The organism is Streptomyces sp. NPDC002886 (genome assembly GCF_042888445.1).
Lineage (GTDB): Bacteria > Actinomycetota > Actinomycetes > Streptomycetales > Streptomycetaceae > Streptomyces.
This window is the reverse complement of sequence record NZ_JBIAPV010000005.1, coordinates 40,311-53,764: the sequence shown is the minus strand read 5'-3', so window position 1 is coordinate 53,764 and position 13,454 is coordinate 40,311. Positions and strand designations below refer to the sequence as shown.

Here is a 13,454-nt window from a genome sequence, read left to right as displayed (position 1 = left end):
CGCGGATCCCCGCCCAGGTCCCGCCGCAGGCCCGGGAGGGCCGCGGGCCCGGGGCTCCCGGCGACCCGGGGCACCCCGACCGGGCCGAGGTCGGAGCCCTGCTGGTGCGCACGCTGCGCGCGACCCTGACGGTGATCGAGGAGTTCGTCCCGGAATGCCCGGCCCCGCCCGTCCCCGAGGAGGATCTTCCGCCCGTGACGGGAAGCCCCTGATCGGGCATACTCAACCGCCGCAGCCCCTTGAACAGGACCTTCCCGCGATCCGGGAGGGCACCATCGGTTGTGAGCCCCGAGACCCGGCGACGCGTACCACCCTCACGCGCCGCCCCGTGCTTGAACGTGAGGAGAGCGCCGCCATGACCGACCGCGCGCCGCAGGTGGACCGATCGCTGCCCACCGAGGAGTCCCGAGACCTGCTCGCGCTCGTGCGCGAGATCGCGCAGCGGGAGATCCGCCCCCGGGCCGCCGAGGAGGAGGACACCGGCCGCTTCCCCCGTGAGGTCTTCGCGCTGCTCTCCGAGGCCGGACTGCTCGGGCTTCCGTACGCCGGCGAGTTCGGCGGCGGCGACCAGCCGTACGAGGTCTACCTCCAGGTGCTGGAGGAGCTGGCCGCGGCCCGCCTCACCGTCGGGCTCGGTGTCAGCGTGCACTCGCTGGCCTGTCACGGCCTGGCCGGTTACGGAACCAAGGAGCAGAAGGGCGCCCACCTGCCCGCCATGCTCGGCGGCGGACTGCTCGGCGCGTACTGCCTCTCCGAGCCGTCCTCGGGCTCCGACGCGGCCTCCCTGACCACCAAGGCGGTCCGCGACGGCGAGGACTGGCTGATCAGCGGCACCAAGGCCTGGATCACGCACGGCGGCGTCGCCGACTTCTACACGGTCCTGGCCCGCACGGGCGTGGACGGTCCGAAGGGCATCACGGCCTTCCTGGTCCCGGGCGACGCACAGGGCCTCACGGCGGCGGTCCCCGAGAAGAAGATGGGCATGAAGGGCTCGCCCACCGCCCAGTTGCACTTCGACGGGGTACGGGTCCCCGACTCGCGCCGCATCGGCGAGGAGGGCCAGGGCTTCACCATCGCCCTGGCCGCCCTGGACGCGGGCCGCCTCGGCATCGCCGCCTGTGCGATCGGCGTGGCCCAGGCCGCCCTGGACGAGGCCCTGGCCTACGCGCTGGACCGCAAGCAGTTCGGACACCCCATCGCGGACTTCCAGGGCCTGCGGTTCATGCTGGCCGACATGGCGACGAAGATCGAGGCGGGCCGCGCGCTGTACCTGGCGGCGGCGCGGCTGCGGGACGCGGGCAAGCCCTTCTCCCGCCAGGCGGCGATGGCCAAGCTCTTCTGCACCGACGCGGCGATGGCCGTCACCACGGACGCGGTCCAGGTCCTGGGCGGCTACGGCTACACGGCGGACTTCCCGGTCGAGCGGCTGATGCGCGAAGCGAAGGTCCTCCAGATCGTGGAGGGCACGAACCAGATCCAGCGCATGGTGATCGCCCGTCACCTCGCGGGCCCGGAATCCCGCTGACCGGCGGGCCCGGGGCGGAGCTGACCGCGCGGGAGGCCCTGTCCGACGCCGAGCTGAACGAACTGTTCTCCGCGTCCTGGCCGGGGCATCGGGACACGTCCTTCGCGCCGGTCCTGGCCCGCAGCCTGACCTGGATCGCGGCGCGCGGCGGCGGGCGGCTCGTCGGCTACGTCAACGTGGCCTGGGACGGGGGCGCGCACGCCTTCGTCCTCGACACCACGGTGCACCCGGACGAGCGCCGCCAAGGGCTCGGGGTGCGCCTGGTCAGGGCGGCCGCCGAGGAGGCGCGGGGCGCGGGCGCGCAGTGGTTGCACGTGGACCACGAGCCGCACCTCGGCGCGTTCTACGCCCGGTGCGGTTTCCGCCCGACGGAGGCGGGTCTGCTCGCCCTGTGAGCGGTCAGCCGCCGAAGAGGGGGCCGGTCGGCCAGATGGGGGAGGAGGCGATCCGGGACCACTCCGGGTCGCGCTGCCCCGGCACGGTCCGGCCGTCCTCCTCCCACCGGGTGAGCAGCGCACGGTAGATGGGCGGGTCGGGGGCCTGCCGAACCGATTCTTCGTACCCTGCGGCAGGCGCCCGCCGCCGGCGCCCCACCTTCGGCGTGGAAGTCTCCATCGTGGTCATACCGGGCCAACGCGCCACCGGAGCCACGGGTAACCCCGCCCATCCGTTCGATCTTTCCCCTCCGAGGTCCGCTCCGGGTCCCCTCCCGCTCCCTCCGCCTCCCCGCCGGAGCCGGGATCGCGCGATCCGTCACGCCGGTTCGACGGGCAGCCACAGCTCGCAGGTCGCGGTGCTGAAATCGCCGGCGCGTTCGAGGATCGTGACGATCGAGGGGCCGGGCCGCAGGAGCCACGGGTTGGAGGGGAACCACTCGGTCGCGGTCGCCGCCCAGGTCGTCTGCAGGGCCTGCGGATGGGGCCCGGCGGTGCGGAACACCGCCCACGTGCCGGCCGGCACCTCGATGGCGTCCAGGTCGTCGGGCGCCGCCGTCTCCCGGGACAGGGCGACCCCGTGCAGGTAGGTCAGCTCGCTCCCCTCCGTGCCGTCGGGGTCGACGTCGTCGGAGACCTGCAGCAGGCCCGCCGGTTCGGCGTCACCGAGGGCCTTCAGCCGGAGGTGCTCCTCCGGCGGCAGCGCGGTGATGTGCCGCTGGATGTGCGGGTTGACGCCCTGGTGGACGAGCGGAACCCGGACGGCGTGTCCGACCAGCCGGAACGCGGGGCGGTCGATGAGGCGGGTGTCCATGGGGATGCTCCCTTCGACGGTCAGGCGGATCCTGAGCCGTGGCTGTGTGCGCAGGGGGCCTCCGTCGCGGCGCACGTCACGGGGACCGGCGCCGTGAACCGCGCGGAACGCGCGTCCGAACGCCTCGGTCGAGCCGTATCCGTACCGGACGGCGATGCCCAGCAGATCGGCTTCGCCCCGCACGACGTCGGCGGCGGCGACGGTCATGCGGCGCCGGCGCACGTACTCCGACAGCGGCATGCCGGCCAAGGACGAGAACATCCGGCGCAGGTGGTACTCGGTCGTGCCGAGCTCCGCGGCCAGTCCGTGGACGTCGAGTTCCTCCGCGAGGTGTTCCTCGACGAGAGCGACGAGCTGGTTGAGTGCCGAGATCACGAGGCCTCCTTTCGATCTCCACCCTGCCCGGTCGCACCCCGCCGGGACCCGACCGTTGCGATCCGATCCGATCGTGCCGCCGATCGCCTTACGGGCCGTGCGGCACGGAGGGCCCGTACGTGCCGCACGGCGGCCGGCTCGTCAGCCGTTCCCGGTGGTTCCGGGCCCGGAACCACCGGGAAGTACGGCGAGCGTCAGCGCCGAGTCCGCGTGCAGCGTGATGCGCACCGGCGCGAAGGCGGTGGCGTCCAACGGGGACTCCCCGGTCCCGGGGTTGCGGGCGTAGCGCGGATGGGCGCCCCCGCTGATCTGCCAGCGGACGCGGTGCCCGGCGGCGAAGCGGTGGGCGGTGGAGCTCATCGGCACGGTGATCCGCGAGGGCTCCTGCCCGTCCGTCCGGAGCCGGCCCAGCCCGTCGCAGACGTTGATCGAGCGGCCTTGCGCGTCCACGTCGCACAGGCGGGTGAAGACGTCGGCGTGGCCGGTGTCCGTGGAGACGCTCAGCCGTGCGGAGACCGGGCCGAGTACGTCCAGGGGCTCGGTCAGCGGCGGGCCGGTGAAGGTCAGTACGTCGTCCCGGATCTCCAGGGTGCCGTTGTCGCGGGCACCGGCCGTACGGGAGAGCAGCGGGCCGCCGACCGAAGGGGTGGGGTCGGCCGGGTCGTAGCGGAACGAGACCAGGGGGGCGGATTCCGCGGTGGCCTGCCGGATCAGATGCCCTTGCGCGGTGGGAAACAACGGACCGACGTCCGCGGCCGGCGGCCAGGCCTCGAGGTCCCGCCAGCCGCCCTCGCCCTCGCCGCCGCCTTCGCCGCCGACGTGCACGCGCACCCTCGTGGGACGCAGCGCCGAGGAGTCGGCGCACAGGTGTGCGCGCAGCCAGGCGAGGCTCTCGGCGAACACCTCGGGCCACCCCTGCTGCAGCGCTGACGTATGGGTCCAGGGGCCGACGAGCAGGGCGGTCTCGCAGTCGGCCTCACGGAGCCGGCGGTACTGCTCGAAGGTCTGGTCGCCCAGCACGTCGTGCCATCCGGTGATCAGAGCGGTCGGCACCGTCAGCCGCCGCGCCACCGCCGCCAACGACGCACCGTCCCAGTACGCGTCCTCGGCGTCCGGGTGGGACATCACCTCGTTCAGCCAGGGCACGTCGCCCCCGAGGGCGGACGCGTGCGCCCCGCGCAGCGGCTGTGCGGTGGTGACCTCGCGCAGGCGCCGCTGCAGGCGCAGGGTCGCCTTCAGGAACGGTGCCATCCCCCGGTGCTGGTAGGTCATGCCGACGCCGACGGCGAGGGCGTTCTCCAGGCGGAGGGCGCCGTCCGCGTGGAACAGGGCGTGCGGATCGTGCAGCCCCACCTGCACCACCATCGCCTTCAGCTCCGGTGGCGGGTCCTCGGCGAGGGCCCACTGCACGTATCCCAGGTAGCTGGGGCCGACGGTCCCCAGCGTTCCGTCGAACCAGGGCTGCTCGCGCAGCCAGGACACGGTGGCCCGGCCGTCGGCCGCCTCGTTGCGCCACAGGTCGAACTCGCCGCCGGAACCACCGGTACCGCGACAGCTCTGCAGCACCACGTGGAAACCCTGCTCGGCGAAGAGCACGCCGTACATGGGGGACCACGGCAGGCCCCTGCCGTACGGAGAGCGGACCAGGAGGGTGGGGAAGTCGCCCTCGGCGCGGGGGAAGTAGTGGTCCGTGATCAGCGGGCTGCCATCGGCGGCCGGCACCGCCAGCCCCGGCTCCCACCCGACGGCGTGCCGCCTGGCCGGCAGGCCCTTCCAGGTCGCCCTCATGAGCCGTGAGGCCAGCGGCGGCTTCCCGGAAGGCGGTGTCCAGGCCGTCCTCGTCACAGGACCGTGCGTCTGAGTTGTCATGGTTCCCCTCCTCGCTATCCGTACACTGTACGAGAATAGCCCATGCTTGGATGGGACCGTAAGGGCCGGCTCGATCAAGGGAGGGGGTGCGGGCAGTGCCCCGTACAGGAGAGACCGGCACGCCGGGCGTCGACCCCGAGCAGCTCTGGCTGGGCTCCGCGAAGCCCCGCAGGGGCCGCAAGCCCTCCTTCAGCCGAGAGGTGATCACGGCGGCGGCCGTCGCCTTGGCGGACGCGGAGGGCCTCGAAGCGGTCACCATCCGCAGGGTCGCGGCCGAGGTCGGCGCGGGCGCCATGTCGCTCTACAGCTACGCCCCCGACAAGGAGACGCTGCTGGAGCTGATGGTTGACCACGTCACCGCCGAACTGCTGACCGGGGATTTCCTCGCCGGGGACGCGCCGACCGGAGACGGGCCGACCGGGGGCAGGTCGACCGGGGGCAGGTCGACCGGTGATGCGCCGCCCGGGGACGCGCCGGCCGGGGGCAGCTCGGCCGGAGATGCGCCGACGGGAGACGGGCCGGCCGGGGGTGCGCCGCCCAGGGACGCGCCGACCGGGGGCAGCTCGGCCGGGGACGCGCCAGCCGGGGATGTGCCGACGGGAGACGGGCCGGCCGGGGATGCGCTGCCCGGGGTCGCGCCGCCCGGGGCCGGGCCCGCCGGCGACTGGCGCATGGAGCTGAAGGCCATCGCGCACCTCCAGCGCGCCCACATGCTGCGCCACCCCTGGCTGCCCGCCGCCCTGACCGGCCGCCGCGTGCCCGGCCCCAACACCCTGGCCTTCCTGGAACGCGCGCTCGCCGCCCTGCGGCCCACCGGACTGGACGGTGCGGCGAAGCTGGAGGTGTTCGCCCAGCTCACCGCATTCGTGGCCGGGCACGTCGCCCATGAGATCGCGGGGGCCGCGGCCCTGCGGTCCCCCGACCGGCTCGCGGCCGAAGCCCGCTACCTCGGCGCCGTCGCCGCGGACGGCCGGCACCCGGAACTCGCCGAGGCCCTCGCCGCCCCCGGACGCCCCCTCGCGCCGGAAGCCACCTTCGCCCGCTTCCTGAACCGCCTGATCGACGGCCTGAACACCGACTGATTCCGCTCCGCCGCGGCGGGCCCCGGCGTTCCCGGAGCGGGAGGGGTGTCCTCGGCCCGGCCCCGCCGGGTCCCCGCACGATGTGTCTCCCTGCCAGTTCGTGCCACAACCCTGTTCTCCGGCCCGTGATCTGACGTACCGTCATTTCCGCCCAGGTGTCACCCCCCGCACCCGTCCACGGAGGTTCGCCATGCCCGCCGACCGGCCCGTACCGCTCGACGAATACCCCATCCACCAGGCCCCGTTGTCGATGAAGCACCTCGTCACCGGAGACCGCAACGCCTACGACCGCTGCATCTTCCACGTCTTCGACCACGCGGGTCGCGCCGTCCTGATCCTCGGCCTCGGGGTCTACCCCAACGCCGGGGTCATAGACGCCTACGCCACCCTCCGGGTCGGCGACGAACTCCTCGCGGTCCGCGCCTCCGACGCCCTCACCGACGACCGCATGAACCTCTCCGTCGGCCCGCTCCGCATCACCGTCGACGAACCCCTCCGGCGGATCAGTCTCTCCTGCGCCGCCGACCCCGAGGACCCCGACGGGCTCTCGTACGAGATCACCTGGACCGCGGAGTTCCCCGCCGTGTGGGAGCCGCACCACACCCAGCGCCGGGGCGACCGCCTCATCCTCGAAGGCCGCCGCTTCGTCCAGGCCGGCAGCGTCGCCGGCACCATCCGCGCCAAGGGGGAGGAGTTCACCCTCGACGCCGACTGGACCGGCACCCGCGACCGGAGCTGGGGCGTGCGCCCCATCCCCGGCGAGGAGGGCGGCCGCGCCGCCGAGGAGCACCGCCCCGAAGGGTTCCACTGGCTCTGGATCCCCGTCCGGTTCGAGGACCGCTTCCTGATGGTCATCGCGCAGGAGGACGCCGACGGCCACCGGGCCCTCAGCGAGGCCGTCCAGGTCTTCCCCGAGAGCAGCGGCCGCCACGACGTCCAGCTCGGCTGGCCGCACACCGACATCCGCTACCGCCCCGGCAGCCGCCACCCCGAGAGCGCCGTCGTCCACCTCACCGACCCGGCCGGCCGCAAACCCCTCGAACTCGGAGTGGAGATCCTGAACTCCTCCCCGCTCGCCGTCGGCGCCGGCTACCCGCCCGCCTCCGACTGGCAGCACGGCACCTGGCAGGGCCGCGCCTGGACCGACCGCCGCACCTACGACCTCTCCGACCCCGCCGCCCATCCCATGGCCGCCTTCGGAGTCACCGACCACTCGGCCCGCTTCACCCTCGAAGGCCGCACCGGCTACGGCATCTTCGAGCACGGCAGCTTCGGCCGCCACGACCCCAGCGGCTTCGCCGACTACAGCTCGGTCGCCCCGTAGCCCGGCCCGGAACCGCACACCTCGCACCGCGCACCGCGCACCTCAAGCCGCACGCCTCAACGGCCAATCCAGAGAAGGGGTTTCCCATGGCAGGACCGGCACCGCGCCCCCGTACCTCCACCCGCGAACCCGAGGAGCTGGGCCGGCGCCTCGCCGCCTGGCTCGACACCGAGCTGCCCGGCGCCAAGGTCACCAACATCTCCGTCCCCGGCTCCAACGGCATGTCCAGCGAGACCCTGCTCTTCGACATAGAGCACCCGGACGCCCCGATCCACGCCTGCGCGCTGCGCCTCGCCGCCGACCCGGCCGCCTACACCGTCTTCCCGACGTACGACATGCCCCGCCAGCACCGGGTCATGAGCCTGGTCGCCGCCCACACCGACCTGCCGGTCCCGCGCGTGCAGTGGCTGGAAGAGGACCCCGGCCCGCTCGGAGCCCCGTTCTTCGTGATGGCCCGCGCCGAAGGGCGCGTACCGCCCGACGTGATGCCCTACACCTACGAGGGGAACTGGCTGCACGCCGCGACCGACGCGCAGCGTGCCGCGCTCCAGGAGGCGAGCGTCGCGCTGCTCGCCCGGCTGCACGACCAGTTCCCGGCCGAGGAGGCGACGTTCCTCCTCCCGGAGGGCGACGGCAGCCCGTTGCGCCGCCACGTCGAGTCCCAACGCGCCTACTACGACTGGGTGGTTGAGGGAAAGTCCCGATCACCGCTCCTTGAGCGGGCGTTCGCCCGCCTGGAAGAGCTGTGGCCGGCCGACGAGGGCGGCCCGGCCGTCCTCAACTGGGGCGACGCGCGCATCGGCAACGTCATCTTCGAGGCCGACGGCTTCGAACCCGTGGCCGTCCTCGACTGGGAGATGGCGGCCTGCGCCCCGCGCGAGGTGGACCTCGGCTGGACCGTCTACCTGCACCGGTTCTTCCAGGACCTGACGGTCGGTTTCGGCCAGCCGGGCCTGCCGGAGTTCCTGCGCCGCGAGGACATCGAACGCCGGTACGCCGAACTCACCGGGCACACGCCGCGGGACATGGAGTTCCACACGCTCTACGCCGCCCTGCGGCACGGGATCGTGATGCTGCGCATCGCCTACCGGCAGGCGCACTTCGGAGAGGTGGAGATCCCGGCCGATCCCGACAGCCTGATCCTGCACCATGCCAGCCTCACCGCCATGGTGCAGGGAACGTACTGGTAGGCGCCCCGGTACCCGCTCGGCCCGTGCTCAGGCGGCCTGCGCGTGCTGGCGCATCTGCGGCATCACCGCGGGCGCCGGCATCCGCACGGGCCGCGAGCCGGGGCCGCCGACGTGCGAGAAGGGCTGCGTCCGCCAGTCCAGCCCCTGCGGCAGCGCAAGGTGGACGACGGGCTCCAGCTCCGTGACCTCGCCGTCGCCGAAGCCGAGGGTGGGCAGCGCGTCGGAGGCGGGCCGCCCGGTGCCCGCGCACACCGTGAGCCCGAAGGGGTTCCACGGGCTCAGGCAGAGGGCGTGCTCCGGCAGGAACTCCTCGTCCGCGACGAGGGCGATCGGCTGGCCGCAGTCGGGGCAGGTCGCGTGGTGGATCTCGAAGCTCTCGCCGTATTCGAGGTAGTCGTCGTCGTCGGCGTATCCGCCCTCGACGATTTCCAGGGGCTCCGGTTCGGTGCGACCGGCGCGCTTGGTGTTCAGCATGGATGTACTCCCCCTTGGGTGGGCCGGGCGGGCAGGTTCTTCGGCCACGGCCACCCCAAGCACTTCCCGTCGCGCGGCACGAGTAACCACATCCGGCCGCCGTACGCCCGCTTACCCCTGTGGCCTTGGTCACATGCCCGCCGCAGGTGCCACCTCAATCCGTGGACACGGCTGGGCCTGAAGGGTTCGGGGCCGTAAGTTGTGCGGCTATGAGCGCAATGGAGGAGCTGGACCGCCAGATCGTGGATCTGCTCGTACGCGACGGGCGGATGAGCTACACGGACCTGGGCAAGGCCACCGGACTGTCCACGTCGGCGGTCCATCAGCGAGTACGCCGGCTGGAGCAGCGCGGGGTCATCCGCGGTTACGCGGCGGTCGTCGACCCCGAGGCCGTCGGTCTTCCCCTCACGGCCTTCATCTCGGTCAAGCCCTTCGACCCGAGCGCACCCGACGACATCGCGGACCGGCTGTCCGGGGTTCCCGAGATCGAGGCCTGCCACAGCGTCGCGGGCGACGAGAACTACATCCTCAAGGTCCGCGTGGCCACCCCCCTGGAGCTCGAAGACCTCCTGAGCCGCCTGCGCGCCCTGGCCCACGTCTCCACCCGCACCACGGTGGTCCTCTCCACCCCGTACGAGGCCCGCCCGCCCCGGGTGTAGCGGCCCCTTCGGCGTTCGAGGAGCGGGGGTCCGGGGGCCGGCCCCCGGGGAACGGCAGAAGGGCGGGCAGGGGGACCTCGCCCCGCAGGGCCCCCACCCAGGGCCCGTGTTCCGCGAGGCGAACCGCACCCGCCAGACTGTCGGCATGACAGACCGCACCACCGCCGACTCCGCCACAGCCGCCGGAGACCCCACCCCCACCGCCGGAGGCCCCCGCACGGTCCTCCTCCGCGGCGGAGAGGTCCACAGCCCCGCCGATCCCTTCGCCACCGCGATGGTCGTCGAGCGCGGCCACATCGCCTGGGTCGGCTCCGAGGGCGCCGCCGACGCCTTCGCGCAGGGCGTGGACGAGGTCGTCGACCTCGGCGGGGCGCTCGTCACCCCCGCCTTCACCGACGCCCACGTGCACACCACCTCCGCGGGCCTCGCCCTGACCGGCCTGGACCTGTCCACGGCCGCCTCCCTCGCCGAAGCCCTCCAGCGCGTGCGCGCGTACGCCGAGGCCCGCCCCGGCGACCGGGTGCTCCTCGGCCACGGCTGGGACGCCGCCCGCTGGCCCGAGCGCCGCACACCGCGCAGGCGGGAGCTCGACGAGGCCACCGGGGGCCGCCCGCTCTACCTCAGCCGCATCGACGCGCACTCCGCCGTGGTCACCACGGCCATGCTCGGGCTCGTGCCCGAGGTCCGCGGGGCCGCCGACGAACCGCTGACCCGTGACGCCCACCACGCCGTACGCCGCGCCGCGCTCGGGGCCCTCACCCCGGCCCAGCGCGCCGAGGCCCAGCGGGCCGCCCTCGACCGGGCCGCGTCCCTCGGCATCGGCTCCGTCCACGAGTGCGGCGGACCGGAGATCTCCTCCCCGGAGGACTTCACCGCCCTCCTGGAGCTCGCGCGGACCCACCCGGGCCCGCGGGTCTTCGGCTACTGGGCCGACCGGGACCTCGCCCTCGTCAAGGAACTCGGCGCCGTAGGGGCGGCCGGCGACCTCTTCGTCGACGGGGCCCTCGGCTCGCACACCGCCTGCCTGCACGCCCCGTACGCCGACGCGGAGCACACCGGCACGGACTACCTCGACGCGCGGGCCGTCGCCGAGCACGTCGCCGCCTGCACCGAGGCGGGCCTCCAGGCGGGCTTCCACGCCATCGGGGACGCCGCGATCACCGCGGTGGTCACCGGGGTCCGGGCAGCCGCCGACAAGGTCGGCCTGGACCGCGTCCGCGCCGCCCGGCACCGCGTCGAGCACGCCGAGATGATGACCCCGGCCACCATCGCCGCCTTCGCGGAGCTCGGCCTCACGGCCTCCGTGCAGCCCGCCTTCGACGCGCTGTGGGGCGGTGAGCAGGGCATGTACGCCGACCGGCTCGGAGCCGAGCGCGCCCGCACCCTCAACCCGTACGCGGCCATGCTCAAGGCCGGAGTCCCGCTGGCCTTCGGCTCCGACGCCCCGGTCACCCCGCTCGATCCCTGGGGCACCGTCCGGGCGGCCGCCTTCCACCGCACTCCGGCCCACCGCATCTCCGCACGGGCGGCCTTCGCCGCCCACACGCGCGGCGGCTGGCGGGCCCTGGGCCGCGACGACGCGGGCATCCTCGTCCCCGGCGCCCCGGCCGACTACGCGGTGTGGGACACGGCCGAACTGGTCGTCCAGGCCCCCGACGACCGGGTCGCCCGCTGGTCCACGGACCCCCGCTCCGGGACCCCCGGACTGCCGGACCTGACCCCCGGCGGGGAGCTGCCGGTCTGCCTGGCGACCGTGGTCGGCGGCCGGGAGGTATTCGTACGGCCACAGGGGTGATGAGGGTGGCCGTGGTTCGGCGAGGGCGGCCGGACCCGGATAGGTTCGGCCGGGTCCACCACCGGACGTCCGAACCGGACGGAGCCGATCGCTCAGCCGCGCCCGCGCCTCGGGGGCGAGGGAAGGTTTCGCCGCAAGGGTGTCCCCCCTGCTCCGCAAGAGAATTGGGGGCCGGTGGCCTCAGATCGGGGCCCCGCGGTCCAGTAGACAACGGTCAGGCGGCCCGCAGCCAGCGGGAGCCGGTCCGGCCCGAAGGACCGCGGGCCCCGATCGCTGTTCTAAAATCATCCTCTGCGACACGACGTACTGGATGTACGAGAACGCAAAAGGGGAATCAGTGAGCGACGGCGGACAGCGAAGCTACGGACCGCTCGGCACGGCCTTGGTGATCATTCCGACCTATAACGAGGCGGAGAACATCGGGCTGATCGTCGGCCGCGTCCGCGCGGCTGTGCCCGCGGCGCACGTCCTGGTCGCGGACGACAACAGTCCCGACGGCACCGGAAAGCTCGCCGACGAGCTGGCGGCGTCGGACGACCAGGTCCACGTCCTGCACCGCAAGGGCAAGGAGGGCCTCGGGGCCGCCTACCTGGCCGGCTTCACCTGGGGCCTGGAGAACGGCTACGGCGTCATCATCGAGATGGACGCCGACGGCTCCCACCAGCCCGAGGAGCTGCCCCGGCTGCTCACCGCCCTGGAGGGCGCCGACCTGGTGCTGGGCTCGCGCTGGGTGCCGGGCGGCCGGGTGGTCAACTGGCCCAAGAGCCGCGAGTTCCTCTCCCGGGGCGGGTCCACGTACTCCCGGCTGATGCTGGGCGTCCCGATCCGCGACGTGACCGGCGGCTACCGCGCCTTCCGCCGGGAGACCCTCGAGGGCCTGGGCCTGGCCGACGTGGCCTCGGCGGGCTACTGCTTCCAGGTCGACCTGGCCCGGCGGGCCGTGCAGAAGGGCTTCCGCGTCGTCGAGGTGCCCATCACCTTCGTCGAGCGCGAGTTCGGCGACAGCAAGATGAGCAAGGACATCGTGGTGGAGGCCCTCTGGAGGGTCACCCAGTGGGGCCTCAAGGAGCACGCCGGCAAGCTCTCGGACAAGCTGACGGGCAAGCCCCGGGGCAAGTAGGCCCGCTCCGGGGGTGGTGCGCGCCACCCCTAGGGGATGTCCGGTACCTCCGGCTGAGGACGTCTTTACGCCGCCCCAGGCACACTGGGGATATGACGACCGGAGTTCCGACCTCTACGGCCCCCCGGCGGCGTTCGCCCGCCCGTACGTACCTCCCCCTGGCCATCGCGGCCTGGCTGGTCCTGGAGATCTGGCTGCTCGGCCAGGTCGCCGGAGCAGTCGGCGCCGGCGGTGTCGCCCTGCTGCTCGCGGGCGGCCTGGTGCTGGGTGCGGTGGTCATCAAGCGGGCCGGGCGACGCGCCTTCAAGAACCTGACGGAGACCTTCCAGCAGGCCCAGGAGGGCCGTCAGCCGACTGCGCCGCAGCCGGGCAAGCCCGGCACGGGCAACGGCCTGACCATGCTGGCCGGTCTGCTCCTGATGATGCCGGGCCTGATCTCCGACGCGGCCGGTCTGCTGCTCCTGCTCCCGCCGGTCCGCGCCTGGATCGGCCGCAGGGCCGCCGTCTCCCTCGAGCGGAAGATGGCCTCCGCGCCGGCCGGTTCCTTCGGCGACGCCTTCCAGCAGGCCCGGATCCATTACCCGGACGGCAAGGTCGTCCCGGGCGAGGTCATCCACGGCGAGGTCATCCGCGAGGACGCCCCGCAGCGGCCCGACCAGGGCAACCGGCCGCCGCTGACCCCCTGAGACGACAGCACGAAGCGGAGGGGCCCCCCCCACACCCCGGGGGGGGGCCCCCCCCGTCGGGCGGTGTTAAAGCGCCGCGGGGGGGTGCGGCTGTGACGCGGCCTTGG

General features: G+C 73.7%; 11 protein-coding genes and 2 pseudogenes. 10 read left to right on the top strand and 3 right to left on the bottom strand.

Annotated features, from left to right (window positions below; genetic code table 11):
• Positions 1 to 355 precede the first annotated feature (355 nt).
• A complete protein-coding gene (locus ACFYYB_RS23710) occupies positions 356 to 1,525 on the top strand; it encodes an acyl-CoA dehydrogenase family protein (protein WP_389437285.1) in 1,170 nt (389 codons plus the stop codon).
• Between the two features lie 62 nt (positions 1,526 to 1,587).
• Complete coding sequence (locus ACFYYB_RS23705; RefSeq protein ID WP_389437877.1) at positions 1,588 to 1,920, top strand: GNAT family N-acetyltransferase; 333 nt, start codon at positions 1,588 to 1,590, stop codon at positions 1,918 to 1,920.
• 358 nt (positions 1,921 to 2,278) lie between these two features.
• On the opposite strand, the gene ACFYYB_RS23700 is transcribed toward ACFYYB_RS23705, so the two are convergent.
• Together ACFYYB_RS23700 and ACFYYB_RS23695 are read right to left on the bottom strand one after the other, a co-directional pair.
• Positions 2,279 to 3,148 (bottom strand): GyrI-like domain-containing protein, encoded by an 870-nt coding sequence (locus tag ACFYYB_RS23700; RefSeq protein ID WP_389437284.1) that lies wholly within the window; start codon positions 3,146 to 3,148, stop codon positions 2,279 to 2,281.
• Positions 3,149 to 3,289: 141 nt separating this feature from the next.
• Positions 3,290 to 5,017: a CocE/NonD family hydrolase gene (locus ACFYYB_RS23695; protein WP_389437283.1), complete on the bottom strand. Its 1,728-nt coding sequence runs from the start codon at positions 5,015 to 5,017 to the stop codon at positions 3,290 to 3,292.
• Positions 5,018 to 5,166: 149 nt separating this feature from the next.
• Here ACFYYB_RS23695 and ACFYYB_RS23690 point away from each other — a divergent pair.
• The 4 genes and pseudogenes from ACFYYB_RS23690 to ACFYYB_RS23675 form a co-directional block, all read left to right on the top strand.
• Positions 5,167 to 5,385 (top strand): annotated as a pseudogene (locus ACFYYB_RS23690) (TetR/AcrR family transcriptional regulator); the annotation flags it as partial.
• A 285-nt stretch (positions 5,386 to 5,670) separates the two neighbouring features.
• A pseudogene (locus ACFYYB_RS23685) lies at positions 5,671 to 6,099 on the top strand (TetR/AcrR family transcriptional regulator C-terminal domain-containing protein); the annotation flags it as partial.
• A 190-nt stretch (positions 6,100 to 6,289) separates the two neighbouring features.
• Positions 6,290 to 7,423: a hypothetical protein gene (locus tag ACFYYB_RS23680; protein ID WP_389437282.1), complete on the top strand. Its 1,134-nt coding sequence runs from the start codon at positions 6,290 to 6,292 to the stop codon at positions 7,421 to 7,423.
• Positions 7,424 to 7,509: 86 nt separating this feature from the next.
• Entirely contained in the window at positions 7,510 to 8,613 is a 1,104-nt protein-coding gene (locus ACFYYB_RS23675) for a phosphotransferase family protein (RefSeq protein WP_389437281.1), read from the top strand.
• Positions 8,614 to 8,640: 27 nt separating this feature from the next.
• Here ACFYYB_RS23675 and ACFYYB_RS23670 read toward each other — a convergent pair whose 3' ends face one another.
• Positions 8,641 to 9,087 carry a hypothetical protein gene (locus ACFYYB_RS23670; protein WP_389437280.1) on the bottom strand — a complete coding sequence of 149 codons (447 nt, stop codon included), beginning with the start codon at positions 9,085 to 9,087 and terminating at the stop codon, positions 8,641 to 8,643.
• Positions 9,088 to 9,305: 218 nt separating this feature from the next.
• On the opposite strand from ACFYYB_RS23670, the gene ACFYYB_RS23665 reads away from it, so the two are divergent.
• From ACFYYB_RS23665 to fxsA, 4 genes are all read left to right on the top strand, one after another.
• On the top strand, positions 9,306 to 9,746 hold the full coding sequence (locus ACFYYB_RS23665) for an Lrp/AsnC family transcriptional regulator (protein WP_327309536.1): 441 nt from the start codon (positions 9,306 to 9,308) through the stop codon (positions 9,744 to 9,746).
• Between the two features lie 145 nt (positions 9,747 to 9,891).
• Positions 9,892 to 11,541 carry an amidohydrolase gene (locus ACFYYB_RS23660; RefSeq protein WP_389437279.1) on the top strand — a complete coding sequence of 550 codons (1,650 nt, stop codon included), beginning with the start codon at positions 9,892 to 9,894 and terminating at the stop codon, positions 11,539 to 11,541.
• Between the two features lie 337 nt (positions 11,542 to 11,878).
• A complete protein-coding gene (locus ACFYYB_RS23655) occupies positions 11,879 to 12,661 on the top strand; it encodes a polyprenol monophosphomannose synthase (RefSeq protein WP_389437278.1) in 783 nt (260 codons plus the stop codon).
• 92 nt (positions 12,662 to 12,753) lie between these two features.
• Complete coding sequence (gene fxsA, locus ACFYYB_RS23650; RefSeq protein ID WP_389437277.1) at positions 12,754 to 13,347, top strand: FxsA family membrane protein; 594 nt, start codon at positions 12,754 to 12,756, stop codon at positions 13,345 to 13,347.
• Positions 13,348 to 13,454 lie beyond the last annotated feature (107 nt).